Raw genomic sequence first — 25132 nt, forward strand, 5'->3', positions numbered from 1 at the left:
GCAACCCACGTTCACATGCGGTGAGGCCCCAGCCCAGGCTTCCCATACCGTCTAGGGGACGTCCCTAGAGGGCGGTCACGCCCTTCCCCAGCACGACGACCCCGCCCGGGCTGACGGTGTAGCGCGCCCGGTCCAGGGCCAGGTCGACGCCGATCAGCGCGCCGTCGGGCACCACGACGTTCTTGTCCAGGATGGCCCGGCGCACCACCGCGCCCCGGCCGATGCGCACGCCCGGCATGATCACCGAGTCCGAGATCTCGGCCCCGGTCTGCACGGTCACGCCCGGACTGATCGTGGAGCGGCGCACGATCGCGCCGGAGATGATCGAGCCCGCGCCGACGATCGAGTCCTGCGCGATCCCGCCCTCCACGAACTTCGCGGGCGGCAACGGCGGCGTGGCCGTACGGATCGGCCAGCGCATGTTGTAGAGGTTGAAGACCGGCAGGATGCTCACCAGGTCGGTGTGCGAGTCGTAGTAGGCGTCGATCGTCCCGACGTCGCGCCAGTAGCCCGAGTCCCGGTCGGTCGCGCCCGGGACGACGTTGTCGGCGAAGTCGTAGACGTGCGCGTCGCCGTCCTTGACCATGCGCGGGATGATGTCGCCGCCCATGTCGTGGTCGGAGTCGCCGTCCTCGGCGTCGGCGCGCAGGGCGTCGATCAGGGCGTCCGTGGTGAAGACGTAGTTGCCCATCGAGGCGAAGGTGACCTCGGGGTCGTCCGGCACGTGCGGCGGGTCGGACGGCTTCTCCAGGAAGCCGACGATCTTGCCGCTCTCGTCCGAGTCGATGCAGCCGAAGGCCTTGGCCTCGACCCGCGGCACCCGGATGCCCGCGACCGTGACGCCCGCGCCCGTGGCGATGTGCTGGGCGATCATCTGGCCCGGGTCCATGCGGTACACGTGGTCGGCGCCGAACACGGCGATGTAGTCCGGCCGCTCGTCGTAGACCAGGTTGAGGCTCTGGAAGATCGCGTCGGCGCTGCCGGTGTACCAGCGCCGGCCGAGGCGCTGCTGCGCCGGCACGGTGGTGATGTACTGCCCCAGCACGCTCGAGAGCCGCCAGGTGGTGGAGATGTGCCGGTCGAGCGAGTGCGACTTGTACTGGGTGAGCACGCAGATCTGGTGGATCCCGGCGTTGACCAGGTTCGACAGCACGAAGTCGATCAGCCGGTAGTTGCCGCCGAACGGCACCGCGGGCTTGGCCCGGTCCGCCGTCAACGGCCAGAGCCGCTTGCCCTCGCCCCCCGCCAGGACGATGCCCAGGACGTTGGCGGGCATGCCCCCCGGAGCCAGCATCCGCGAGGAGGTCGTCACCGCTGTCCCCCGTCCCTCGTCGCACCGCGGTCCCTGGGTCGGGACCACCGTCGACGGTCCTGCCGGCCGCCCTGTCGGCGCCGGGGCGTCTCGAGCGTGAACCCTAGTGCGCCGGAGGTGTACCCGGCCAGACGAAGCGTGACTCGCGTGCCGTTCGTGCCGTACCTCTCGCCCGGCCGGTTCGTGCTGTGCGCGCGCCGATCTACCGATAGCGTGTGGCCGCGTGCGGATCGGTCTGCTCACCCGCGAGTACCCCCCGGACGTCTACGGCGGGGCGGGGGTGCACGTCGCCCATCTCGTGCCGGCGCTGCGCGCGCTGGTCGACGTCGACGTGCACTGCTTCGGCTCTCCCGACGGGCCCCCGCGCGACGGCGTCCGGGCCTACCCCACACCCGGCGGGCTGGCCGGCGCCAACGCCGCGCTCCAGACGCTCGGCACGGACCTGACGATGGTGGCGGGCCTGGAGGGCGTGGACATCGCGCACTCGCACACCTGGTACGCCAACATGGCCGGGCACCTCGCGAAGCTCCTGTACGGCATCCCGCACGTGGTCACCGCGCACTCGCTGGAGCCGCGCCGGCCGTGGAAGGCCGAGCAGCTCGGCGGCGGGTACGCGCTGTCGTCCTGGGTGGAGCGGACCGCCTACGAGGCCGCCGACGCCGTCATCGCGGTCAGCGAGGGCATGCGCACGGACGTCCTGGAGTGCTACCCGGCGCTCGACCCGGCCCGCGTCCACGTGGTGCACAACGGGATCGACACGGAGTTCTACCGCCCCGACCCCGGCCGGGAGGCCCTCGTCGCGAACGGGGTGGACCCGGATCGGCCGAGCGTGGTGTTCGTCGGGCGGATCACCCGGCAGAAGGGCCTCGCGCACCTCATCGCCGCGGCGCACGACGTGGCCGAGGAGGCGCAGATCGTGCTCTGCGCCGGCGCGCCGGACACCCCGGAGATCGCGGAGGAGACCGAGAAGGCGGTCGGCGAGCTGGCGGCCTCCCGGCCGGGCGTGATCTGGGTGCGGCGGATGCTGGGCACCGCGGAGGTCCGGCAGCTGCTCTCCGCCGCGACCGTGTTCGTGTGCCCCTCGGTCTACGAGCCGCTCGGCATCGTGAACCTCGAGGCGATGGCGTGCGGCACCGCCGTCGTGGCCTCGGACGTCGGCGGCATCCCCGAGGTCGTGGCGGGCGGTGAGACCGGGCTGCTCGTGCACTACGACGAGAACGCGGTCCCGGCCTTCCGCGCCGGCCTGGCCGCCGCGATCAACGAGCTGGTGCGGGACCCGCAGCGGGCCGCGGCGATGGGCAGCGCCGGACGGGAGCGGGCGGTGCGGGAGTTCGCCTGGTCCACCGCCGCCGAACGCACCCTCGCCATCTACCAGGGCTTGTAACCCGCGAATCGCGCCCTGAGCTCCCGCGAATCGCGCCCTGAGCTCCCGCGAGTCGCGCCCTGAGCTCCCGCGAGTCGCGCCCTGAGCTCCCGCGAGTCGCGCCCTGAGCTTCCGCGAGTCGCGCCCTGAGCTTCCGTGAGGCCGGTCAGCGGGCTGAGCGTTGCCGGGCCCGGTGCGCGGCGACCGCGGACCGGTTGGCGCAGGCCGGCGAGCAGTACCGGCGGGCGGCGTTGCGGGAGGTGTCGGCGAAGACTCGTTCGCACCCGTCGGCCGCGCAGCGGCCGTGCCGGTCGAGGCCGTACTCCGACACCAGCATCGCGAGCGCGAACGCCGTGGTGGAACGGAGCCGGTCGAGGACGCCGGCGTCGGGCGGCGAGTAGTGCAGGTGCCAGCCCTCCCCGTCGTGCCGGGTCAGGTGCGGCCCGATCCGCACGTCGCCGAGCAGGGCGTTCACGGCGGCGGCCGCGGTGTCGAGGTCCTCGGCGTCGAAGACGGTGCGCAGCCGGCCCGCCCACCCGCGCAGGTCGGTCTCGATCGAGGCGGGCGCCCGCCCGGCGATGTACCCGTGCTCCACCAGGACGCGCCGCAGCCGGTCCGGCGGCGCGACCTCCTCCAGGGTGCCGCGCGGCGGCGCCGTCACGGTGTTGACGAGCGCGACGGCCGCACCGAGCGCGTCACTCCGGTAACCGATGAAATCCACTGGCCTCTTACACCTGCTACCCTCGAAGAGTAAGCCGTCAACGACGGATGCATATTACCGAATCGAGGGGACCCTCATGCGCTGTGCGCGGTGCGGACAGACCGCAGGCGCCACCACGCTCTCCACGCACCACACCTCGGAGGGGTGGGTGCGCTACAAGCGATGCGCGTGCGGAGCGGTGTCGATCGAGATGCTGACGATCCCGGCCGCGCCGGAGCGCGTCTTCCCCGGTGAGCCGGGCACCGTCACGGGCACGGCGTCGGGCGCTGTCGAGGACACGGCCGGGACCGGGGTCGCGGGCGCCTCGGGGCTGCGCTCCCGCGACCTGCACGCGGTCCGGGCCTGACGAGACCCGGACCGCCGCCGTCCGGCCCCTCGCGGGCGAGCCTCAGCCGGTCGCGCCGCGTAGGGCCTCGCCGAGGTTCTCGGCCTCCTCGGGCGTCATCTCGACGACGAGGCGGCCGCCGCCCTCGAGCGGCACCCTCATCACGATGCCCCGGCCCTCCTTGGTCACTTCCAGGGGTCCGTCGCCGGTCCGGGGCTTCATCGCCGCCATGTCCTGCTCCCTCCGTCTGTCGTCTCGTGCAGGGCGCCGATGCGCTGGGGAGCGCGCACAGGCGGGATGGTGGCCCTCATTCTTCCCCATCGCGGATCTCGACACGCAACCGAGGCGATCAACCGCGTGGCGTTCACGCAGCGCAACCGGCCTGTCGCGGATCGCGCAGGGCTAGTCCGGGGTGGACGCGGGGCTCTCCACGGTGCCCGGTCCGGCCGCCCGGAAGCAGTCCGCGACGTGGTCGTCGACCAGCCCGGCGGCCTGCATCAGCGCGTAGCACGTGGTCGGCCCGACGAACCGGAACCCGCGGCGCTTGAGCTCCTTCGCCATGGCCTTCGACTCCGGCGTGACGGCCGGGACGTCGGCCAGGGTGGCCGGCCGGACGTGCTCGGCGGGCGCGAAGGACCAGAGCAGCTCGTCGAGCGGGGTGTCCAGCGCGAGCACCGCCCGGGCGTTGGCCAGGGTCGACTCGATCTTGGCGCGGTTGCGGACGATCCCCGCGTCGCCCAGGAGACGCTCGACGTCGTGCTCGCCGAACGCCGCGACGGCGGCCGGGTCGAAGTCGGCGAACGCCTTCCGGAAGTGCGGCCGCTTGCGCAGGATGACCAGCCAGGACAGTCCCGACTGGAACGCCTCGAGGGTCAGCCGCTCGAACATCGCCCGCTCGCCGTGCAGCGGGAGGCCCCACTCCTCGTCGTGGTAGGCGACGTAGTCGGGCGCGGAGGTCGCCCAGCCGCAACGGCTCACAGCATCGGACACGGTCACGGGCGGGACGCTACGCGGTGGGTCCGACCGTTTCGGCCAGCCGGGCGAGCCGGCGCAGGGAGAACCGGAACCCCGCGGTCGTCGCGGGTCGGACGAGAGGCCAGCCGAGGGCCCCGATCCGGCCGAACGGCAGCTCCAGGCCCTCGGTCCAGGTGAACCGGCAGCGATCCGCACCCTGCGCCGTCACGACGAACGAGCTGTCCCCCGTCACGACGAGCCCGGTGTGCCGGACGTCCACCCGGCCACCGCCCTCCGGCGCGGGCTCGAACGCGGTGACGGTCATGGTGTCGACGACGCCGACGTCGCCCACCCCGGTCACGGCCATGACCACCGAACCCGGCGTGCGGCCGTCGCCGGACACCACCCGCACGCGGGTGGCGAGGATCCACTCCCGCTGTCGCTCCCAGTCCGTGACGAGGTCCCAGACGGTCGCGGCCGGGGCGGCCACGTCGACGGCGACGACCAGGTCGCGGCGGGCCCTCATCGGTCGCCCTCCGCCCGCGGTGGGGTGGCCTCGAGCTCCCGCACCCGCAGGGCGAGGGCGTCGCGCTCGTCCGTCACCCGGTCGCGCTCGTCGGTGACCCGGTCGAGCTCCTCGGCCAGCCGGTCGAGCACCCAGTCGACCTCGCCCATCCGGTAGCCGCGCAACGCCTGCTGGAAGCGCAGGTCGCGCACGTCGGCGCCGTGGACGGCGTCGGCCGGCAGCCTGGTCGGCGTGGCCCCCGGGGCGAGGGGGGCCAGCTCCTCGCCGCGACCGAACACGAGCGCGGCGAGCACGAACACCACCGCCGCCACCACCGCGACGACGAGCAGGTAGATGAGCGCGGTCCCCACCCGGGCATCCCATCACGGCCGGGGACGGCGCGCGAGCAGACCCCGCTGCGGCGCGGTCCTGCTCAGTCGACCCGGCCAGGCGACCCGGCCAGGCGACCCGGCCAGGCGACAGTCAGGCGACCTGGTCCGGCGCCGCGACGAGCGTGCGCATCGGTGGCCGCTCGGTGGGGTCCAGCTCCCGGCTGTTGGGCACCCACTCGCCGCCGACCTGCACGAACTGGGTGAGTGCGGCGCCGGTGTCCGGCAGCCCGGAGCGGCGCAGCGCCGTGGCGGTGATCTGCCGCGACATCACGCCGAGGTCCATCAGGTTGCGGTTGCGGTGCTTGCGCACACCCAGGTTGACCTGCGCGATCGCGTCGAGCCCGAAGGATTCCACCGTGTCGAGGAGCAGTCCGATCTCGACCCCGTAGCTCGTGGCGAACGGGACGGACTCCAGCAGCTCGCGGGTCCCGGCGTACTCGCCGCCCAGCGGCTGCACGATCCCGGCGAGCTCGGGTCGCAGCGCCGACAGCAGCGGGCGCGCGACCAGCTCCGTCACCCTGCCGCCGCCGTGGTCCAGGGCGCCGGAGTCGCTCACCTCCAGCCGCAGCGGGCGCCGGTAGAAGCCCTTGACCAGGTGCACGCCGTGGGCCAGCAGCAGCGGGCCGAGCAGCGAGGGCACGAACCCGGGATCGAAGTCGACCAGGTCCGAGTCGATGAAGCAGACGACGTCGCCGTCCGTGGCGGCGAGCGAGCGCCACAGCACCTCGCCCTTGCCCGGGACCGGCTCGAGATGGGGCACGACGTCCGTGCGCAGCGCGACCCGCGCGCCGTTCGCACGGGCGATCGCGAGGGTGTCGTCGGTGGACCCGGAGTCCATGACCAGCAGGTCGTCGACCAGGGGCCGCTCGCCCTCGGTGAAGGGCCGGATGCCGGCGACGATCGCCCCGATCGTCGCCTCCTCGTTCAGCGCGGGGAGCACGACGGAGACCGTCCGGCCGCGCTTCGCGGCGACGAGGTCCTCGACGGTCCAGTCGGGTGTCTGCCAGGTGCGACGGGCGAACCAGTCCTCGGTGATGGGCTTCATGGTTCTCCTCGGGTCGGTCTCGGGCGTGGTCTACGCGAGGGACGGACGGACAACTCGATGGAGCGGCCGGGGCGCAGCGGAGGGGTGAGCGCCGGCTGGACCCGATTAGTTCTGGCTCCGATTACTGCGGAGGTATCACGAGGTTACGGAGCTGTGAAGAGCGGCGATGCCGTTCCGAGAACGCGGTCACGTGAAGCCTCAAACCATTCTTCCGGGTGATCCGACTCCCTTTCTACGCCTGTGCCTATGCCAGTGCCCGCACCGAGCGGGCGGGCGGCCGGGTACCCGCGATCGACGCGACCATGTCGAGCACGCGTCGGGTCTCGGCCACCTCGTGCACCCGGAACACCCGGGCGCCGGCCGCCGCGGCGAGCGCCGTGGCCGCGAGTGTGCCTTCCAGCCGGCCGTCGACGTCCGTCCCGAGGGTCTCCCCCACGAAGTCCTTGTTCGACAGCGCCATCAGCACCGGCCACCCCGTCGCGACCAGGGTGTCGCAGTGCCGCAGCAGGGCGAGTCCGTGCCAGGTGTTCTTGCCGAAGTCGTGCGTCGGGTCCACGAGGATCCCCTCGCGCGGCACGCCCATCGCGACCAGGCGCTCGGCCTGGCCGGTCACCTCGGCGACCACGTCGGCGACGACGTCGGCGTACCGCACCCGGTGCGGCCGCCGGCGGGGCACCGCTCCCCCGGTGTGCGAGCAGACGATCCCGACGCCCGTCTCGGCGGCCACCTCTGCCAGGGTGGGGTCCGCGCCCTGCCAGGTGTCGTTGAGCAGGTCCGCGCCCTCCGCGACGGTCAGCCTGCCGACCTCACCGCGCCAGGTGTCCACGCTGATCACGACGTCGGGGTGCCGCTCGCGCACCGCGGCCACGAAGGGCACGACCCGGCGGATCTCCTCGTCGACGTCGACGACCGCGCCCGGGCCCGCCTTGACCCCGCCGATGTCGATGACGTCGGCGCCCTCGGCGACGGCGGCGTCGACCCGGGCCAACGCGGCCTCGTCGGCGAAGGTGGCCCCCCGGTCGTAGAAGGAGTCCGGGGTGCGGTTGACGATCGCCATCACCAGCGCCCGGTCGCCGGCCGGGGTGCGGGTGCCGAAGCGCAGCGGCGGCAGGGTCGGCGTGCTCACGCCTGCGATCGTGACACGGATACGCCGTGCAGGGCGGCGGGCGCGGGCGCGCAGGCGTCGAGCGCCTCGTCGACCGTGCGCGCCACGACGAGCCGCTCCACCGGCGCACGGCCGGCGAACCCGCTCTCGACCAGGCCGGACACCCAGTCGAGCAGGCCCGACCAGTGCCCGTCCGGGTCGAGCACGACGACCGGTTTGCCGTGCAGGTCGAGCGATCCGGCCGTCCACACCTCGAACAGCTCCTCGCACGTCCCGAGCCCGCCGGGGAGGGCGAGGAAGGCGCCGGCGTGCGCCTCCATGAGGGCCTTGCGCTCGCGCATCGTCTCGGTGACGAGGAGCTCGTCGGAGTCGTGGTCGGCCCACTCGCGCTCCACCATCGACCGCGGGATGACGCCGACGGTCCGCGCCCCGCCCGCCCGCGCCGCGAGCGCGACCGCGCCCATCATGGAGCGGCGGCCGCCGCCGGACACGAGCATCCAGCCGCGGGCGGCGATCGCGGTGCCCGTCTTGGCGGCGAGGTCCAGATAGCGCTGCGGTACCCCGTCCGACGAGCCGCAGTAGACGCACACGGCGTGCGGGTCGCGCCCGCCCCGCCCGATCGCCGTCCCGTCGACCGTCATCAGTGCGCATCCTCCCAGGCCCGGTACGCGTCGTGCACGACCTTCACGGCGTCGTCGACGTCGTCGGTGACGTGCAGGAGGGCCAGGTCCTTCTCGCCGATCTTCCCCGACTGCAGCACCGGCCCGGCGATCCAGTCGTAGAGACCCTGCCAGTAGTCCCGGCCGAGCAGCACGACCGGGAACTTGGTGACCTTCTTCGTCTGCACGAGGGTGAGGGCCTCGAACAGCTCGTCGAGCGTGCCGAACCCGCCGGGGAGGCAGACGAACGCCTGGGAGTACTTCACGAACATCGTCTTGCGGACGAAGAAGTAGCGGAAGTTGATGCCCAGGTCGACCCAGTCGTTGAGGCCCTGCTCGAAGGGCAGCTCGATGCCGAGCCCGACCGACAGCCCGCCGGCCTCCTGGCAGCCCCGGTTCACGGCCTCCATCGCGCCCGGCCCGCCCCCGGTGACGACGGCGTACCCGGCCTCGGCCAGCGCCGTGCCCAGCGCCCGGCCCACGGCGTACTCGGGGTGGTCGCGCGGGGTGCGGGCGGAACCGAAGACCGTGACGGCGCGGGGCAGCTCGGCCAGCATGCCGAAGCCCTCGACGAACTCCGCCTGGATGCGCATGACCCGCCACGGGTCCGTGTGCACCCAGTCGCTGGGGCCGCGCGAGTCGAGCAGGCGCTGGTCGGTCGTCGTCGGTTCGATCTTCTGCTCGCGGCGCAGCACGACCGGACCGCGCAGCCTCTCGTCCGGGCGGGACCCGGACCCGTTGGCGCTCATGAACGCCAGCGTACGGAGCGGGCGTGAACAGCCGTGGTCAGGCCGGGGACGATCAGCGCAGGACGATCAGCGCAGGAAGGTCCGGAGCACCTCGGTGCAGCGGGCGATCGCCGTGACGTCGACGTGCTCGTCGCGGGTGTGCGCGAGGTTGGGGTCGCCGGGGCCGTAGTTGACCGCCGGGATCCCGAGCGCGGCGAAGCGCGCGACGTCCGTCCACCCGAACTTGGCCCGCGCGGTGGCGCCGGTGGCGGCGAGGAACTCCTGCGCCGCAGGCTCGGACAGGCCCGGCAGCGCCCCGGGGGACGAGTCCGTGAGGGTGACGTCGAAGCCCTCGAGGACCTCGCGGACGTGCTGTTCGGCCTGCGCGACGGACCGGTCCGGCGCGAACCGGAAGTTGACGGTGACCACGCACTCGTCCGGCACGACGTTGCCCGCGACCCCGCCCGCGATCCGGACGGCCTGCAGGCCCTCGCGGTACTCGCAGCCGTCGATGTCCATGCGGCGGGGCGAGTACTCCGCGAGCCGGCGCAGGACCTCGCCGGCGTGGTGGATCGCGTTGTCCCCCAACCAGGATCGCGCGGAGTGGGCCCGACGCCCGGTGGTCCGGACCTCGACGCGCAGGGTGCCCTGGCAGCCCGCCTCGACCTCGCCGTCCGTGGGCTCGCCGAGGATGGCGAGGTCGGCGGCGAGCCAGTCCCGGTGGTTGCGCTCCAGCCGGCCGAGCCCGTTGCGGACCGCCTCCACCTCCTCGCAGTCGTAGAACACGAGGGTGAGGTCGTGCCGCGGCTCGGTGAGCGTCGCGGCGAGGTGCGCGAACACCGCGTCGCCGGCCTTCATGTCGCTCGTCCCGCAGCCGTAGAGGAGGTCGCCCTCCCGCCGGCTCGGCACGTTGTCGGCGATCGGCACCGTGTCGAGGTGGCCGGCGAGCAGGACCCGCCGCTCGCGGCCGAGGTGGGTCCGGGCCAGCACGGCGTCGCCGTCCCGGAGGACCTCGAGGTGCGGGGCCTGCGCGCGCAGAGCGGCCTCGACGCCGTCGGCCAGCGCCCGCTCCTCGCCGGACACGCTGGCCACGTCGACCAGCGCGGCGGTCAGCGCGGCGGGGTCGTCGGTCAGGTCCAGGGCGACGGTCGGGGCGCTCACGGGCCTACTGTTCCACGGCGGTCACGGCGTGATGTCGCCCGTGTCCTGCACCGTCGCCTCCTCGACGACGGTCGCCTCCTCGACGACGGTCGCCTCCTCGACGACGGTCTCCTCCTCGACGACGGCGGCGAGCCTCGGCAGGACGTGGTCCCGCCACCCCGGTCCCATCCGGTCGAACGCGAACCGGCCCTGCCGGTCGTCGAGGTCGAAGCCGGAGTGCTCCAGGATCAGCCGGGTCCCGCGGCCCTCGGGCACCAGGGTCCAGGTGAGCGTCCAGGTGCCGTTGAAGGTGTAGACGAACCGCTCCGGCTCGCGGACCTCGAGGACCTCGCAGGCCACGTCGCCCCAGCCCGGCATCGCGAGGGTGAAGCGGTGCCCGACCTGGGCCGCGACGTCCCCCGGCGCCCACCACCGCGCGAGCAGCTCGGGCTCGGTGAGGGCGCGCCACACCTTCTCGGGCGGCCCGGCCACGAACTGGTCCACGGTCACGGCCGCGATGAGGCTGCCCTTCATCGGTCCTCCGTCTCGCTGTCGATGTCGTTGTCCATGTCGTCCTCCCTCTCGTTCGCGCCGGGGCCGGCCTTGCCGAGGTCGGCCTCCGCGGGGTGGGTCTCGGCGGGGTGGGTCTCGGCGAGGTCGTTCTCGACGAGGTCGGCGAGGTCGCGCAGCCGACCGCGCCAGTAGTGCTCGAAGGGTGCGAGCCACGCCCCGATCTCGGCCAGCGGCTCGGGCTCGAGGTGGTAGTGCCGCTGCCGCCCGCTCGGTTCGTCCCGCACCAGCCCGGCCCGCCGCAGCACGCCCAGGTGCTCGGCGACCGCCGGTCGGCTCAGCGTGAACTCCCCGGCCAGCGCCCCCGCGGTGCGCGGGCCCTCGGCCAGCAGCTCCAGCAGCCGTCGGCGGATCGGGTTCGCCAACGCGAGGAAGACGTCGTCGGGCACGGGACCATGATGCGTCGGAGAGTTCCGACATGTCAACTTCTTCCGACACTTTAGAGGTTCGCCCCGCGCCTCCGCCCCGACACACCCGCTTCGACCAGCCGCACGTCGCAGAGAAACGGCACAGCTCTCCATGATCAGTGCTCGTGGACCGCGACGGTCGAATTCCGACTCCGGACGTCCACGATCAGCGATCACGAGCCGGGCCAGTCCTCATGATCAACCGTCACGGACCCGCACAGTCGGAAATCGACTCTCCCTGTCCAGGATCGGCGATCACGGAAGGGGCGGGGCCTCGATCCGGTTCACCGCAGACCGGGCGGGGCCTCGATCCGGTTCGCCGCAGACCCGGCTCGGCGGGCCCACGCCCCCGGAGATCACGCTCATGCGACGACCCCGACTTCATGATCAACAGTCAGGGACCACGACGGTCGAATTCCGACTGCGCGGGTCCACGACCAGCGATCACCAGCCGGGCCGCCCCTCATGATCACTCGTCATGGACGAAGACAGTCGGAAACCGCCCCTACCCATCCACGACCAGCGATCAGGACTGGGGCCGAGGCCCTCGATCAGACCGTCGCACCCCCGACGTGGCGGGCCCACACTTCCGACACCAGCGACCACGCGACGACCCCGCTCCATGATCAACAGTCATGGACCACGACTGTCGAATTCCGACCTGCGCCGTCCACGACCAGCGATCACGATCCGGGCCGGGTCGAGCTGGGCTGGGCCGGCCATCGTGATCAACCGTCACGGATCCGCACAGTCAGAAACCGACCCTTCCCGTCCACGCTCGGCGATCGCGGAAGGGGCGAGGCCTCGATCCGGTTCGCCGCACACCCGGCTCGGCAGGCCCACACCCCCAGAAATTACGCTCACGCGACGACCCGACTCCATGATCAACAGCCCTGGACCACGACGGTCGAATTACGACTGTGCGGGTCCACGACCAGCGATCACAGGCCGGGCCGATCCGGGCCGGGGCCAGGCCGGCCATCGTGATCAACCGTCACGGACCCGCACAGTCGGAATCGACCCTCCTCATCCCCGACCAGCGATCACCAGCCGGGCCGCTCCTCATGATCACCTCGCACGGACCTGCACAGTCGGAAATCGGCCCTTCCCCCTCCACGGTCACCGATCATGAATCGGGCCTGCGCCAGGATCGCCCGCGCCGAGGACGGCCGACCGTCGGGCCCGCGTCCACCGCAGCCCCGAGGGCCGCACCGCCCGAGCGCCGCACCGGGCCGGGGTCGCACCCGGAGGAGGGCCGGGCGGGTCAGGGCGGTTACATTCGACGTCCGTGAGCACCGAGTTCCGCACCGATCCCGCCTCCGGCACCGGCCTGGCCACCGTCACGGCCGACGGGACCGTCCTCGACGTCTGGTACCCGGCCCCGGCCCTGGGCGCGGACGCCCCCGACACCTCGGCCGACCTGGAGCCGCTGGCCGGGGAGGACGCCGACCGCGGGGTCACCGTGAAGGTGGTGCGCACCGAGATCGGCTCGCTCGCCGACAAGCCGGTCGACGCCGCCGACGTCTACCTGCGCCTGCACCTGCTCTCCGGCCGCCACGTGAAGCCCCACGAGGTCAGTCTCGAGGGCCAGTTCGGGCTGCTCGCGAACGTCGTCTGGACGAACTTCGGCGCCTGCGCCGTCGCCGGGTTCGAGCTGGTCCGCGCCAAGATCCGCAGGCGCGGGCCGGTCACCGTCTACGGCGTCGACAAGTTCCCGCGGATGGTCGACTACGTGCTCCCCTCCGGCGTCCGGATCGCCGACGCCGACCGCGTCCGGCTCGGCGCGCACCACGCCGAGGGCACCACCGTGATGCACGAGGGCTTCGTCAACTTCAACGCGGGCACGCTGGGCTCGTCGATGATCGAGGGCCGGGTGTCGGCCGGCGTCGTCGTCGGCAACGGCTCGGACGTGGGCGGCGGCGCCTCGATCATGGGCACGCTCTCGGGCGGCGGGACCGAGGTCATCGCGATCGGCGAGCGCTGCCTGCTCGGCGCGAACGCCGGCATCGGCATCTCGCTGGGCGACGACTGCGTGGTCGAGGCGGGCCTCTACGTCACCGCGGGCACGAAGGTCGCCCTGCCGGACGGCACCTCGGTGGCCGCCCGCAGCCTGTCCGGCCAGAACGGGCTGCTGCTGCGCCGCAACAGCGTCTCCGGCGCCGTGGAGGCCCTTCCCCGCACCGGCCAGGGCATCGCGCTCAACGAGGCGCTGCACAAGAACTGAGCCAGCCGGGCGCCGGTGCCGGCGTTCACCTCCGTCGGCTACGGTGGCCGCTCGTGTCCGCTCCCAGCACGTCCCCGGTCGCCCTCACCTGCGCCGACCTCCCGGCCCCGCTGACGGCCGCGCCGTCGGACTCGCCGGTGCACCACGTCCGCGCCGCCCTCGACCTGCGGCTGCGGGCCCTGCTCGCGCACGACCCGGGCACCCGGGGGGGCAGCGACATCGAGGACCTGCACCAGATGCGGGTCGCGGTGCGGCGGATGCGGGCGGCGCTGAAGGCCGCCCGACCACTGCTGGACCGCACCTGGGCCGACGGGCTGCGGGCCGAGCTGGGGTGGCTCGGCCGGGCCCTCGGGCCGGTGCGCGACCTGGACGTCCTGCTGCTGCGCCTGCGCGGCGAGATCGCGACCCTGCCCGCGCGGGAGCAGGCGGCCGGCGAGCAGCTCGTCGCCGCCCTCGACGCCGAACGCGAGGACGCCCGGGCCGCCATGCTGGCGGTGCTCGAGTCCGGGCGCTACCGGGCCCTGCTCGAGCGGCTGGCCGACGCGATCCGGCTGCCGCTGCCGACGCCGTCCGCCACCCAGGCGCAGCCCGAGCTGATCGACCTGGTGCGCGCGGAGGTGCGCCGGCTGCGCAAGGCGGTGCGCCGCTCCGGCGACGACCCGCCCGACCAGACGCTGCACGACCTGCGCATCCTGGGCAAGCGCGTGCGCTACACCGGCGAGCTGGTGGAACCGATGCTCGGCGCGACGGTGAAGCGGCTGCTCAAGGCCACCGCGGGGCTCCAGGAGGTGCTCGGCGACCACCAGGACGCGTGCGTGGCCGAGGAGCGCATCCGCGCGCTGCTCGACGGCCTCGGCGAGTACCCCGACGCGCACGTCGTGTTCGTGGCGGGCCGGCTCGTCGAGCGTGAGCGGGCCCGGGCCACCGAGAAGCGGGCCGAGTGGTGGGCGGCGTGGGAGCACGTCGCGGCCCGCGCCGCCGAGATCTGAGCCGAACTCCGAACCCCGGATCCGAGGCGGCGGCTCGGGCGCCTCAGCCCTCGAGCCGCCGCACCGCCTCGTCGATCCGCTCGTCCGTGGCCGTGAGCGCGATCCGGACGTGCTGTGCGCCCGCGGGCCCGTAGAACTCGCCGGGCGCGCACAGGATCCCGCGCTCGGCCAGCGACCGGACGGTGTCCCGGCAGGGGCGGTCCTCGGTCGTCCACAGGTAGAGCCCGGCCTCGGAGTGGTCGATCCGGTAGCCGGCGCGCTCGAGGGCGCCCCGCAGCCGGGACCGCCGCTTCTCGTAGATCTTCACCTGCTCGGCGACGTGCGCGTCGTCGGCCGCGGCCGCGGCGAGCGCGGCCTGCACCGGGAACGGCACGATCATGCCGGCGTGCTTGCGGATCTCCAGCAGCGTCTTCACCAGCGCCGCGTCGCCCGCGACGAACGCCGCGCGGTACCCCGCCAGGTTCGACGTCTTGGACATCGAGTGCACGGCCAGCAGGCCCTCGTGCCGGCCCTCGCTCACCTCGGGCGAGAGCACCGAGGCGACCGGCGCGCCGAAGGACAGGCCGAGGTAGCACTCGTCGGACGCCACGACCGCGCCGACGGCCCGCGCGGCGTCGACGGCGGCGTGGAGGGCGGCGGCGTCGAGCACCCGGCCCGTGGGGTTCGACGGCGAGTTCAGCCAGACCAGTTTCGCGCCGGCGGGCGGGGCCTCCCCGTCGGCCAGCCGGACCACCGAGGCTCCGGCCAGCAGCGCGCCCACCTCGTAGGTCGGGTAGGCCAGCTCGGGCACCGCGACGACGTCACCGGCGCCGAGGCCGAGCAGCGTCGGCAGCCAGGCGACCAGCTCCTTGGAGCCGATCGTGGGCAGCACGGCGGCCGGGTCGGCGCCCGCGACGCCGAAGCGGCGGGTCAGCGACTCGGCGAGGGCCTCGCGCAGCGACTCGGGCCCGTACGTGGTCGGGTAGCCCGGCTCGTCGGCGGCCGGACCGGTCAGCGCGGCCCGGATCACCGCCGGGACCGGGTCGACCGGGGTGCCGACCGAGAGGTCGACGAGGCCGCCGGGGTGGCCGGCGGCGAGCGCCTTGACCTCCGCGAGGGAGTCCCAGGGGAAGTCGGGGAGCGCGATGCCCCACCGAGGGTTCGCTCGCTGCCGCTCGTTCACTCGTCGTGCTCGACCGGCGCCATGCTCTTGATGGGCTCCGGGTCGGCCTCGGTCAGCCCGACCTTCGAGGCACCGCCGGGCGAGCCCAGCTCCTCGAAGAAGTCCGCGTTGGCCTTGGTGTACTGGCTCCACTGCTCGGGGACGTCGTCCTCGTAGTAGATGGCCTCGACCGGGCAGACCGGCTCGCAGGCACCGCAGTCCACGCACTCGTCGGGGTGGATGTACAGCATGCGGGCGCCCTCGTAGATGCAGTCCACGGGACATTCCTCGATGCACGCCTTGTCCTTGAGGTCCACACAGGGCTCGGCGATCACGTAGGTCACGGAAGGTCCTCCACAAGCGGGGCGCTGTTCTGGCGCGGGCGTTCTCCGTGGCAGGTTAACCCGCGGGTACCCACTCACACACGGGAAGGCAAGCCTCACTCGGTGACCCCTGACGATTACTCCGGGCGGCCCGGGATCGCCGCACTGATCGACGCCGCGCTGGGCGAGCGGGTCGCGCTGCGGTACCGGATCGGCGAGCGGGAGGGCCGCCCCCTCCACACCGACGCCGTCGGAGCGCTGTCCGACGGCGGGGCGGGCACCGTCGTCGTCGACACCCGGAAGGGGCCGGTGCGGGTCGACCGCGCGGCCGTCGTCGCGGTGCGGGTGGTGCCGCCGGCCCCGGCGCGGCGTGCCTCGTGGAGCGCGGTGTCCCGCCTGGAGAACTTGTGTGCCGACGCCTGGCCGGCCCTGGTCGACGAGCCGCTGGGCGGCTGGCGGCTGCGCGCGGCGGGCGGGTTCACGGGGCGGGCCAACTCGGCGCTCGCCGTGGGCGACCCGGGCCTGCCGACCGCCGCCGCGCTCGACCGGGTCGTGGGGTTCGCCGCCGACCACGGTCTCGTCCCGCGGCTGCAGACGCCGATGGGGTCGCCCTGGTCCGAGGCCGCGCGGCGGGAGGGCTGGGTGCTCGACGGCGGTCATCAGGCCGGGCCCGAGGTCGCCGTCCTGGTGGCGGATCTCACGGATCTCACGGACCTCGCGGCGCTCTCGTCGGCCGCGGTGGAGCTCACCCCCCACCCGACGGACGACTGGTGGGCCGTCATCGGTGCGCCGGCGAGCGACGCGGAGCGGCACGTCCTCACCGCGGCCGCGCGGCCGGGCTTCGCCGTGGCCCGCGCCGCGGACGGGACGCCGACGGGCGCGCTGCGGGCCGCCGTCGTCGAGGACCATCTGCACCTGTCCCGGCTCGCCACCCGCCCCGAGGCCCGACGACGGGGGGTCGGCACCGCGCTGACGGCGGCCGCGGCCGCGTGGGGCCGCGAGCAGGGCGCACGCTGGGCGGTGCTGCAGGTCAACCTGCAGAACGAGGGCGCCCGCGCCTTCTGGGCGCAACTGGGCTGCACCGAGCACCACCGCTACCACTACCTCGGCCCGGGCCGGGCGGCTTAGACCCTCGCGAGTCCCCGGCCCGCGAGCCAGCGCTGCGCCTCGCGGGCCGCGCGCTTGAGCCCGGACCACTCGCCGAGGTACTTCCCGAGCACCCCGACGACCGGGAGCATCCCGATCGCCTCGTGGTAGAAGCGGCCGTGCGGGCGCTTGTCGAGCTCGTCCTCGACCGAGTAGAGGGCCCGGCCGAGCCGCCAGACCGCGGCGCCGACCTTCGCGGCGGTCGGCCGGCTCCCCTTCGCCAGGTCGCCCTCGATCTCCGCGGCGCGGGCGTCCGCGGCGGCGTCCTCGGCCGCCGTCGGGCCGCCGCCCAGCTCGGGTCGGCGCCGGAACATCACCCACGCCAGCAGCGACACGAGGCGGTCCTCGTCCGTGACGCCGTGCTCGCCGGCCACCGCGACCAGCAGCATCCCCTGCGCCGCGGCGCCGATGGCCGCGCCGACCGGCAGCGTGCGGGCGAGCGCGCCGCCCAGGCCGGGGATCGCGGCGACCGCGGTGGCGAACCGGCCGACCCGGAAGATCCACCACCGCTGCCGCGCGGCCACGTCCATCCGGGCCCAGGCCGCGGTGCCGGGCACCGGTGCCGCGGCCAGCGCGTCGAGGATCTTGTCGCGGGTGGTGCGCTCGCCGTCGTCGCCCCCGTGGCGGCCGCGCAGGCCGAAGGGGTCGGACTCGCGCAGTGCCGAGAGGATCGGCCGGGTGGCCCGGACGAAGGGCCGAAGGATCCCGACGACCGCCGCGTCGGGAATGGGTCCGTCGCTCACGACCGGATCATCCCGTGCGGGTCGCCGTCGTGCTGGTTCGAGCGGCGCGCCCGCTGCCGGTCCGCGGCCTCGATGATCCTGCGCAGCGGCAGCAGACCGGCGAGCAGGCCCGCGACCAGCAGCAGGAGGGACTGCCAGGTCGCCGGGAGCAGCACGTCCCCGCCCGGGCCCGCGAACCCGAGCACCCCGACGACCACGACCCAGACCACCAGCGGCGAGGCCGCGACGGCCGTGGCCGACGAGACGTCCGTGGTCGCGTGGATCAGCCACGGCATGGTGAGCAGCACCAGCACCGTGCCGATCGGGGCCGGCACCGACCCGATGTGGAGCGGCTGGAACAGCAGCTCCAGGGCCGCCAGCAGGGCCGCGGCCACCAGCAGGGCCGTGAGCGTGACCCAGCGCATCAGACGAGCCCCGCGAACAGGTCGTCGGCCGGGGCCGGCCCCGCCCCCGACGCCAGCGCGTACTCCTCGCGATCGATCAGCGGCTGTGCGACGTCGTTGCTCATCGCGAAGGCCACGGCACCATCGTGCTCCCACACCGCGATCTGCGTGGCGTGGGCCCGCATCGCCGCGACGAGCGCGGCGCGGTGCGCCGACACGTCCAGCCGGGTCGTGACGACGTCGTCGGGCGCGCTGGGCAGCTCGTCCGGCTCGGGGAACCGGAACGGCATCCCGGGCAGGCCCTTGATCCCCGCCAGCCCCGCGTCGAGCTCGGTGCGGGACCGCACGGCGTGGAACACCCGCGCGACGACCTCCGGGCGGGCCTTCGCGGCCGCCATGGTGAGCGCGTGGGCGCGGACGTGGTCGGGGTGGCCGTAGCCGCCGTCGTCGGCGTAGGAGACCACGACCTGGGGCCGCAGCTCGTCGACGACGGCGAGCAGCTGCGCGAGCTGCTCGTCGAACGCCCCGGGCGCGGCGAGGGCCCGCGGGTGCAGCACCGCCGGGATGACCGCCCGGGTGCCCTCGCCGTGCTCCATGCCGCTGTCCCGCCAGCGCCCGAGTCCGCCCAGGAACCGGTGCTCCGGGCCGCCCAGCGCGGCGAGGGCGCCGGCCAGCTCGTGCACCCGGTAGCCGCCGAGCTGGTCGCCGCGGTCCGGCGCGAGCTCGCGCAGCTCCGGCGGGATGACCTCGCCCTCCTCGCCCAGCGAGCACGTCAGGACGACGCAGGCCGTTCCGGGGTCGGCGGCGTACCGGGCGATGGCGCCGCCGGTGGTCAGGGTCTCGTCGTCGGGATGCGCGTGGACGAACAGCACCCGGCGGGCCGGGAGCGCGGGGAACGCAGCGAACACCGCGGGAGCCTACGTCCTCACAACAGCGCCCTGCGCTCGGCGTAGTGGCAGGACACCGGGTGCCCCTGCCCCCGCTCGACCAGGGCCGGCGGCTCCTCCACGCAGCGCGTGCGCTCCGCGTCGGACAGCTCGTTCGCGAACTTCGGGCAGCGGGTCCGGAACCGGCAGCCCGACGGCGGGTTCGCCGGGCTCGGCAGGTCCCCGACGACCGTGATCCGCTCCCGGGCCCGCTCCTTGCGCGGGTCCGGCAGCGGGATCGCGGAGATCAGCGCCTGCGTGTACGGGTGGGCGGGACCCGCGAACAGCTCCTCGGCCGTCCCGGTCTCGACGATCGAGCCCAGGTACATGACCGCGATCCGGTCCGCGATGTGCCGCACCACCGACAGGTCGTGGCTCACGAACAGGTACGACAGGTCGAGCTCGGACTGCAGCTCGTCGAGCAGGTTGAGCACGCCGGCCTGGATGGAGACGTCGAGGGCCGAGACCGGCTCGTCGAGCACCAGGAGCTTGGGGCGCAACGCGAGCGCGCGGGCGATGCCGATGCGCTGCCGCTGGCCGCCGGAGAACTCGTGGGCGTACCGGTTGCCGTGCTCCGGCTTGAGCCCGACGGTCTGCATCAGCCGGCGGACCTGGTCGCGGCCGCCGTCGGAGTACAGGCCGTGGATCCGCAGCGGCTCGGCGATGATCTCGTTGACCGGCAGCCGCGGGTCGAGCGAGGCGTACGGGTCCTGGAACACGATCTGCAGCTCGCGGCGCAGCCCCCGCATCTCCGAGCGGCCGATCTTCGTCAGGTCCTGGCCCCGGTAGAGCACCTCGCCCGAGGTCGCCGGCAGCAGGTTGAGCACGACCCGCGCGGTCGTGGACTTGCCGCAGCCGGACTCGCCGACCAGGCCGAGGGTCTCCCCCTCGGCGATGTCGAACGAGACGTCGGAGACGGCCTGCACCGCGCCGATCTGCCGGCGGATCAGGCCCTTGGAGCGGATCGGGAAGTGCTTGACGACGTTGCGGACGCTCAGCAGCGTCCGCGTGCCCTGCTCCACCGTGGTCATGCGCGGGCCTCCCCGTCGGTCCCGGTGCCCTCGCCGGCCGCGAGCCCGGCGAGCGCCTCGTGGTCGGCGACCTCGTTGTCGAACACGTCCGCCGCCTCCTGCCCCGCGAGCGTCTCGGCGTAGTGGCAGGCGGCGAGGTGGCCGGGACCGGTGGTCACGCGCAGCTCCGGCTCGCTCTCGTCGCACCGCTCGGTGTGCTTGGGGCAGCGTGGGCCGAACGGGCAGCCCGGCGGCATGTTGACGACCGACGGCGGTGCCCCGGGGATCGGGGTGAGCCGCTCGCTGGGCCGGTCGAGCCGGGGCAGGCTGCCGAGCAGGCCGAGGGTGTAGGGCATCCGCGGGGTGTAGAAGATCTCCTCCGCGGTGCCGATCTCGACCGGCTTGCCGGCGTACATCACCAGCACCCGGTCCGCCTGGCCCGCGATCACGCCCAGGTCGTGGGTGATCAGCACCATCGCGGCACCGGTCTCGTCCTGCGCCGCGGCCAGCGCGTCGAGGATCTGGGCCTGGACGGTGACGTCGAGGGCCGTGGTCGGCTCGTCGGCGATGATGACGTCCGGGTCGTTGGCCATGGCGATCGCGATGACCACGCGCTGCCGCATGCCGCCCGAGAGCTCGTGCGGGTAGGAGCCCGCGCGGTCCTTCGCGTTCGGGATCCGCACCTTGTCCAGCAGCTCGACGGCGCGCTCCATGGCCGCCTGCTTCGAGACGTCGTGGTGCGCGCGGACGGCCTCGGCGATCTGCGCCCCGACCGTGTAGACGGGGTTCAGCGAGGTCATCGGGTCCTGGAAGATCATCGCGATCCGGGAGCCCCGGACCCGGGTCATCTCCGCCTCGGACAGCGTGAGCAGGTCCCGGCCGTCGAAGCGCACCGAGCCCTTGACCTCGGCGGTGTTCGGCAGCAGCCGCATGACCGCCATCGAGGTCACGGACTTGCCGGAGCCGGACTCGCCGACGATGCCCAGCACCTCGCCGCGGTGCAGCGCGTAGTCCACGCCGCGCACGGCACGGACGGGCCCGTCCGCGCTCGGGAAGGTGACGTCGAGGCCGGAGACCTCCAGCACGACGTCCCCGCGGACACCCCGCGCGCCCGGCGCGGGCGACAGGTCGATCTCGTCGGCCGTTCCTGCGCGAGACGGCTCGCTCGCGTGCTGGCTCACTGGCGCACCTTCGTCTGCTGCGGGTCGAACGCGTCACGCAGGCCGTCGCCGATGAAGTTGATCGTGAGCGCGATGAGGATGATGAACAGGCCGGGGAAGTAGAACAGCCACGGCCGGGTCGTGAGCGCCGTCTGTGCCTCGCTGACCAGCAGGCCGAGCGAGGTGTCCGGCGGCGTCACGCCGAAGCCCAGGTAGGACAGCGAGGTCTCGAGCAGGATCGCCAGCGCCACCAGGATGGTGAGGTTCACCAGGATCGAGCCCAGCGCGTTGGGCACGAGGTGGCGCAGGATGATCCGGGTGTCGCTCGCCCCGAGTGCCTTCGCCGCCTCGACGAACTCCTTCTCCCGCAGGGACAGCACGACGCCGCGGGAGACGCGGGAGACGTAGGCCCAGTACAGCGCCGCGATGACCAGCGCGATCAGGTACCAGCTGCCGCCGAAGTTGTGCGCGAGCATCGCGGCGACGGCGATCAGCGGCAGGGTCAGCACCAGGTCGGAGATGCGCATCATGACCGTGTCGGTCTTGCCGCCGAAGTACCCGGCGACCGAGCCCCACACCGTGCCGACCAGCGTGGCCAGGATCGCGACGCTGACCGAGACCTGCAGCGAGATCCGCGTCCCGCGCAGCACCTGGGCGAACTGGTCGCGGCCGGACGAGTCGGTGCCGAACGGGTGGTCCCAGGAGGGCGGGACGGAGTTGTCCGGGGTGTACTGGCCGGCGTCGTACTTCCAGAGCCAGCCGCCGACGTAGGCGAGCAGGATCAGCGCCACGAGCACGCAGAGGCTGACCACCGCCGCGCGGTGCTGCAGGAAGCGCCGGAACACCAGCTGCGCCTGGCTGCGCTCCTCGACGGTGAACTCGCGGTCCCGGGCCGGTGCGGGAGCCGTGGACAGCTCGGTGGTGTCAGGCATAGCGGATCCTCGGGTCCAGGACGCCGTAGAGCAGGTCGGCGATCAGGTTGAAGACGATCACCACGGTCGCCGCGATCAGCAGCCACGACGCCGTCGCGTAGACGTCGTTGGTCCGGATCGAGGTGACCAGGTAGTCGCCCATGCCCTTCCACTGGAAGACGTTCTCGGTGACGACGGCGCCGCCGATGATCGAGGCGATGTCGAGTGCGGTGACCGTGGTCAGCGGGATGAGCGCGGTGCGCAGCGCGTGCTTGACCATCACGGTGCGCCGGGAGAGCCCCTTCGCGCGGGCGAGCCGCACGTAGTCGGAGTTCATCACCTCGAGCATCGAGGCGCGGGTGAACCGGCTCCACGCGGCGTACGAGATCAGCGCGAGCGAGATGGTCGGCAGGACCATGTGCCCGAGGATGTCGAGGACGTACGGGCCGGTGCCCTTCGGCGGCGGCACCGAGGCCTGGCCGATCGTGGAGATCGCCTGGCTGCCCACGGCCAGGTTGAAGCTGACCCCGGCCTGCTTGAGCAGGATCGCGAACCAGAAGGCGGGCATGGCCAGGAACAGGAAGCCCAGGAAGGTGGCCGCGTAGTCGAACTTCGAGTACTGCTTGACGGCCGTCAGGACGCCGATCACCACCGCCAGGATCAGCGCGATCACCATGGCCAGCGCGATCAGCCGGATGGTGACCAGGAACCGGTCGCCGAGGTCGTGGCCGATGTTCGCCGTGGACACGACGGACGGGCCGAAGTCGCCGCGGAACACGCCCCCGAGCCACGAGAAGTAGCGCTGGAGGAGCGGCTGGTCGAGGTGCAGCCGGAGCCGCTCGGCCTCGATGACGGTGGGCGGCGCGGGCGGGTTCTTCTCCCGCAGGGGCGCGAGCGGGTCGGCCGACGCCGAGCCCAGCGCGAAGATGATGAACGACGCGACGATCAGGACCGGTATCGAGTACAGGATCCTGCGCACGGCGAAGGCGAGCATGCGGATGTGCTTCTTCCGACTCGTGGTGGGAGCACGGTCCGCTCCGGGCGTGGCGGGGCGGGCCGCCGTCTGAGCAGGGTAACGCCGCGGGCGGGCCCGGGCCGCGCGGCCGACTCGTGGTCGGCCGGCTCCCCGGGCCCGCCCCCGGTTCTCACGTCACGAGCCGGAGCGGATGCCCCACTCGGCGGTGTTGTAGGTGATCCCGTCGAGCGACGCGTTGTTGCGCACGTTGCCCAGCGTGTTCTGCACCGCGGCCAGGGTCGGCTTCTGGTACAGCGGCAGGACGTAGGCGTCCTCGGCCATGATCTTGTCGGCCTGGTTCAGCTTGGCCCGGGCGTCGTTGATGTCGGTCGACGCCGCGGCCTCGTTGATCAGCTGGTCCGTGGTCGGGTTGACGTAGTGGCCGTAGTTCGACCCGGAGTTCGACAGCCACAGCTGCTGCGCACCGCCGAACGGCGCCGGCGACATGATCCAGCCGAACACGATGACGTCGTAGTCACCCGAGCTGGTGGTCGTGCCGAGACTGTCCGTCGTCGAGATCTCGACGTTCACGCCGAGCTGCTTCGCGTACTGCTGGAACAGCTCGCACTCGGTCTGCCGGACGGCGTTGCCCACGGTGTAGCGCATCCGCAGCGGCGGCACGGCCTGCCCGTTCGGTGCGACCAGCGCGGTGCCCACGCCGGTGTACCCGGCGTCGGTGAGGACCTTCTTGGCCCGCTCGATGTCACCCGAGCCCTGCCCGGTGGCGGTCAGGTTGTCCTGGTAGCCGTCCTGCTGCGGCACGAACATCTTGTTCTGCAGCGGCTTGATGTCCGCGTTGAACTGCCCGACCGTCTTCGCGATGACGTCCTGCGTGTTCACCGCGGTGAACAGCGCCTGGCGCAGCGCCTTGTCGGCCAGGAACGGGTTCTTCAGGTTGAAGTCGAAGTGCTCCCACGACAGCCCGGCCGCCTGCGCGTTCGAGACGTTCGGGATGTTGGTCAGCTGGTTGACGATGTCGACCTGCGGCTGCGGGAACAGCGCCTGGACCTCGTTGTTCTGCAGGGCCAGCGGCTCCTGGGTGGCGTCGGTGATCACGCGGATCACCAGCCGGTCGAGCTTCGGCTTGGTCGCGCCGTACCACGACGGGTTCGGGACCAGCGTCAGCGCGACGTTGTCCTGCCAGTTCTCGACCTTGAACGGGCCGGCGGAGTAGGTGGGCGGCGTCTTGCCGAACCAGTCGAACGCCTTGGCGAGGCCGTCGGGCGAGTTCAGGTCGCCCTGCTTGGCGCCGAGGTGCGCCGGGTACAGCGGGGCGGCCGAGTTGAAGAGGCCCTGCCAGTCCGTGTACGGCTTCGCCAGGGTGACGGTGACGGTCTTCCCGTTGTCCGAGCCGGTCACCGCGGTGATCTGGTCGTAGCCGCCGTTACCCGCCGTCTCGCAGGCCGGGCAGTCGCGACCGTTCTGCCACTTCCAGCTCATGACGAAGTCGTCGGCGGTGACGGGGGTGCCGTCGTCCCACGTCGCGGCCGGCTTGATCTTGTAGACGATCGTCGTCGGGTTGGTGAGGTCGGCCGAGTCCAGCAGGTCCGTGTTCAGGGTCGGCTTGAGGTCGGGCGACGTGTAGAACGCGTACGTCAGCAGCGGCTTCGTGGACATACCGGTCCAGTCGACGTTGCCCTCGGACGAGATGACGTTCCAGTTGTCGATGTTCTTCTCGGACGCCAGGGTCACCGTCCCGCCCTGCTGCAGCTGGTCCGCCGGAACGCTGTTGCAGGTGTTGGGGTTGGTGCTGCAGTCTCCGTAGACCCCGCCCGAGCTGCCGCCGGCGCCACCGCCGCCACCGCAGGCCGCAAGGACAAGCGTCGCCGCCGTGGCGACCGCTGCGGCCGCGGCCGCCCTCGTTCTCTTCATGGACTTCCTCGATCTGCTCGCCTGTCCGGACCCGGTCGGGCCGCTGGGACCGGGGCCCTTCGA

At 73.1% G+C, this 25132-nt stretch carries 28 protein-coding genes; 5 read left to right on the forward strand and 23 right to left on the reverse strand.

The genetic code is table 11. The features are described from left to right. Nucleotides 1-64 precede the first annotated feature (64 nt). Nucleotides 65-1276, reverse strand: a complete 1212-nt coding sequence (gene glgC / locus LWC33_RS22170) for a glucose-1-phosphate adenylyltransferase (RefSeq protein ID WP_233306355.1) — start codon at nucleotides 1274-1276, stop codon at nucleotides 65-67. A gap of 259 nt (nucleotides 1277-1535) precedes the next feature. On the opposite strand from glgC, the gene glgA reads away from it, so the two are divergent. Beyond that, nucleotides 1536-2696, forward strand: coding sequence for a glycogen synthase (glgA, locus tag LWC33_RS22175; protein ID WP_233306356.1), 1161 nt, complete (start codon nucleotides 1536-1538; stop codon nucleotides 2694-2696). A 145-nt stretch (nucleotides 2697-2841) separates the two neighbouring features. Here the strand turns inward: glgA and LWC33_RS36195 are convergent, their stop codons facing one another. Further along, nucleotides 2842-3396 carry a CGNR zinc finger domain-containing protein gene (locus LWC33_RS36195; RefSeq protein WP_233306357.1) on the reverse strand — a complete coding sequence of 185 codons (555 nt, stop codon included), beginning with the start codon at nucleotides 3394-3396 and terminating at the stop codon, nucleotides 2842-2844. Nucleotides 3397-3472: 76 nt separating this feature from the next. On the opposite strand from LWC33_RS36195, the gene LWC33_RS22185 reads away from it, so the two are divergent. Next, nucleotides 3473-3742, forward strand: a complete 270-nt coding sequence (locus LWC33_RS22185; RefSeq protein ID WP_233306358.1) for a hypothetical protein — start codon at nucleotides 3473-3475, stop codon at nucleotides 3740-3742. 42 nt (nucleotides 3743-3784) lie between these two features. Here the strand turns inward: LWC33_RS22185 and LWC33_RS22190 are convergent, their stop codons facing one another. From LWC33_RS22190 to LWC33_RS22240, 11 genes are all read right to left on the reverse strand, one after another. Further along, on the reverse strand, nucleotides 3785-3952 hold the full coding sequence (locus LWC33_RS22190) for a DUF3117 domain-containing protein (protein ID WP_081923922.1): 168 nt from the start codon (nucleotides 3950-3952) through the stop codon (nucleotides 3785-3787). Between the two features lie 171 nt (nucleotides 3953-4123). After that, complete coding sequence (locus LWC33_RS22195; RefSeq protein WP_372476671.1) at nucleotides 4124-4717, reverse strand: DNA-3-methyladenine glycosylase I; 594 nt, start codon at nucleotides 4715-4717, stop codon at nucleotides 4124-4126. A 10-nt stretch (nucleotides 4718-4727) separates the two neighbouring features. Continuing rightward, nucleotides 4728-5201, reverse strand: coding sequence for an SRPBCC family protein (locus LWC33_RS22200; RefSeq protein ID WP_233306359.1), 474 nt, complete (start codon nucleotides 5199-5201; stop codon nucleotides 4728-4730). After that, a complete protein-coding gene (locus tag LWC33_RS22205) occupies nucleotides 5198-5551 on the reverse strand; it encodes a DivIVA domain-containing protein (RefSeq protein ID WP_233306360.1) in 354 nt (117 codons plus the stop codon). The genes LWC33_RS22200 and LWC33_RS22205 overlap by 4 nt, the downstream gene beginning before the upstream one ends. Before the next feature lie 112 nt (nucleotides 5552-5663). Beyond that, entirely contained in the window at nucleotides 5664-6617 is a 954-nt protein-coding gene (locus LWC33_RS22210) for a glucosyl-3-phosphoglycerate synthase (protein WP_255692504.1), read from the reverse strand. A 244-nt stretch (nucleotides 6618-6861) separates the two neighbouring features. After that, nucleotides 6862-7674: a dihydropteroate synthase gene (gene folP, locus LWC33_RS22215; RefSeq protein WP_233306434.1), complete on the reverse strand. Its 813-nt coding sequence runs from the start codon at nucleotides 7672-7674 to the stop codon at nucleotides 6862-6864. A gap of 65 nt (nucleotides 7675-7739) precedes the next feature. Beyond that, entirely contained in the window at nucleotides 7740-8363 is a 624-nt protein-coding gene (locus tag LWC33_RS22220; protein ID WP_233306361.1) for an LOG family protein, read from the reverse strand. Continuing rightward, nucleotides 8363-9130, reverse strand: coding sequence for an LOG family protein (locus LWC33_RS22225; protein WP_233306362.1), 768 nt, complete (start codon nucleotides 9128-9130; stop codon nucleotides 8363-8365). The genes LWC33_RS22220 and LWC33_RS22225 overlap by 1 nt, the downstream gene beginning before the upstream one ends. Nucleotides 9131-9196: 66 nt before the next feature. Continuing rightward, complete coding sequence (gene dapE, locus LWC33_RS22230) at nucleotides 9197-10270, reverse strand: succinyl-diaminopimelate desuccinylase (protein ID WP_233306363.1); 1074 nt, start codon at nucleotides 10268-10270, stop codon at nucleotides 9197-9199. 21 nt (nucleotides 10271-10291) lie between these two features. Continuing rightward, nucleotides 10292-10783, reverse strand: coding sequence for an SRPBCC family protein (locus LWC33_RS22235; protein WP_233306364.1), 492 nt, complete (start codon nucleotides 10781-10783; stop codon nucleotides 10292-10294). After that, nucleotides 10780-11208 (reverse strand): ArsR/SmtB family transcription factor, encoded by a 429-nt coding sequence (locus LWC33_RS22240; protein WP_233306365.1) that lies wholly within the window; start codon nucleotides 11206-11208, stop codon nucleotides 10780-10782. The genes LWC33_RS22235 and LWC33_RS22240 overlap by 4 nt, the downstream gene beginning before the upstream one ends. Before the next feature lie 1306 nt (nucleotides 11209-12514). Here LWC33_RS22240 and dapD point away from each other — a divergent pair. Both dapD and LWC33_RS22250 read left to right on the forward strand, forming a co-directional pair. Next, entirely contained in the window at nucleotides 12515-13450 is a 936-nt protein-coding gene (gene dapD / locus LWC33_RS22245; RefSeq protein ID WP_233306366.1) for a 2,3,4,5-tetrahydropyridine-2,6-dicarboxylate N-succinyltransferase, read from the forward strand. A 53-nt stretch (nucleotides 13451-13503) separates the two neighbouring features. Further along, the gene (locus tag LWC33_RS22250; protein ID WP_233306367.1) at nucleotides 13504-14439 is read left to right on the forward strand and encodes a CHAD domain-containing protein; all 936 of its coding nucleotides are present in this window, start codon (nucleotides 13504-13506) and stop codon (nucleotides 14437-14439) included. Between the two features lie 43 nt (nucleotides 14440-14482). On the opposite strand, the gene dapC is transcribed toward LWC33_RS22250, so the two are convergent. Then, nucleotides 14483-15601: a succinyldiaminopimelate transaminase gene (gene dapC, locus LWC33_RS22255; RefSeq protein WP_308190985.1), complete on the reverse strand. Its 1119-nt coding sequence runs from the start codon at nucleotides 15599-15601 to the stop codon at nucleotides 14483-14485. Next, nucleotides 15598-15924 carry a ferredoxin gene (fdxA, locus tag LWC33_RS22260; protein WP_233306368.1) on the reverse strand — a complete coding sequence of 109 codons (327 nt, stop codon included), beginning with the start codon at nucleotides 15922-15924 and terminating at the stop codon, nucleotides 15598-15600. The genes dapC and fdxA overlap by 4 nt, the downstream gene beginning before the upstream one ends. 102 nt (nucleotides 15925-16026) lie before the next feature. Here fdxA and LWC33_RS36200 point away from each other — a divergent pair, with 102 nt between their 5' ends. Then, nucleotides 16027-17031, forward strand: coding sequence for a GNAT family N-acetyltransferase (locus LWC33_RS36200; RefSeq protein WP_233306369.1), 1005 nt, complete (start codon nucleotides 16027-16029; stop codon nucleotides 17029-17031). On the opposite strand, the gene LWC33_RS22270 is transcribed toward LWC33_RS36200, so the two are convergent. The 8 genes from LWC33_RS22270 to LWC33_RS22305 all read right to left on the reverse strand — a co-directional run bounded on the left by LWC33_RS22270 (nucleotide 17028) and on the right by LWC33_RS22305 (nucleotide 25069). Continuing rightward, nucleotides 17028-17792, reverse strand: a complete 765-nt coding sequence (locus tag LWC33_RS22270) for a hypothetical protein (RefSeq protein ID WP_233306370.1) — start codon at nucleotides 17790-17792, stop codon at nucleotides 17028-17030. The two genes, LWC33_RS36200 and LWC33_RS22270, sit on opposite strands and share 4 nt — an antisense overlap. Next, nucleotides 17789-18196, reverse strand: a complete 408-nt coding sequence (locus LWC33_RS22275) for a hypothetical protein (RefSeq protein ID WP_233306371.1) — start codon at nucleotides 18194-18196, stop codon at nucleotides 17789-17791. The genes LWC33_RS22270 and LWC33_RS22275 overlap by 4 nt, the downstream gene beginning before the upstream one ends. After that, nucleotides 18196-19083: an N-acetyl-1-D-myo-inositol-2-amino-2-deoxy-alpha-D-glucopyranoside deacetylase gene (gene mshB, locus LWC33_RS22280; protein WP_233306372.1), complete on the reverse strand. Its 888-nt coding sequence runs from the start codon at nucleotides 19081-19083 to the stop codon at nucleotides 18196-18198. The genes LWC33_RS22275 and mshB overlap by 1 nt, the downstream gene beginning before the upstream one ends. A 17-nt stretch (nucleotides 19084-19100) precedes the next feature. Then, a complete protein-coding gene (locus tag LWC33_RS22285; protein WP_233306373.1) occupies nucleotides 19101-20132 on the reverse strand; it encodes an ABC transporter ATP-binding protein in 1032 nt (343 codons plus the stop codon). Next, nucleotides 20129-21238, reverse strand: a complete 1110-nt coding sequence (locus tag LWC33_RS22290) for an ABC transporter ATP-binding protein (protein ID WP_233306436.1) — start codon at nucleotides 21236-21238, stop codon at nucleotides 20129-20131. Before LWC33_RS22290 ends, LWC33_RS22285 begins: the two co-directional genes overlap by 4 nt. A 50-nt stretch (nucleotides 21239-21288) precedes the next feature. Further along, nucleotides 21289-22203, reverse strand: a complete 915-nt coding sequence (locus LWC33_RS22295; RefSeq protein ID WP_233306374.1) for an ABC transporter permease — start codon at nucleotides 22201-22203, stop codon at nucleotides 21289-21291. Then, nucleotides 22196-23176, reverse strand: a complete 981-nt coding sequence (locus LWC33_RS22300; RefSeq protein WP_233306375.1) for an ABC transporter permease — start codon at nucleotides 23174-23176, stop codon at nucleotides 22196-22198. The genes LWC33_RS22295 and LWC33_RS22300 overlap by 8 nt, the downstream gene beginning before the upstream one ends. A gap of 156 nt (nucleotides 23177-23332) precedes the next feature. Next, nucleotides 23333-25069: an ABC transporter family substrate-binding protein gene (locus tag LWC33_RS22305; RefSeq protein WP_233306376.1), complete on the reverse strand. Its 1737-nt coding sequence runs from the start codon at nucleotides 25067-25069 to the stop codon at nucleotides 23333-23335. Nucleotides 25070-25132 lie beyond the last annotated feature (63 nt).

This window comes from Pseudonocardia terrae, from assembly GCF_021343995.1.
Lineage (GTDB): Bacteria > Actinomycetota > Actinomycetes > Mycobacteriales > Pseudonocardiaceae > Pseudonocardia > Pseudonocardia terrae.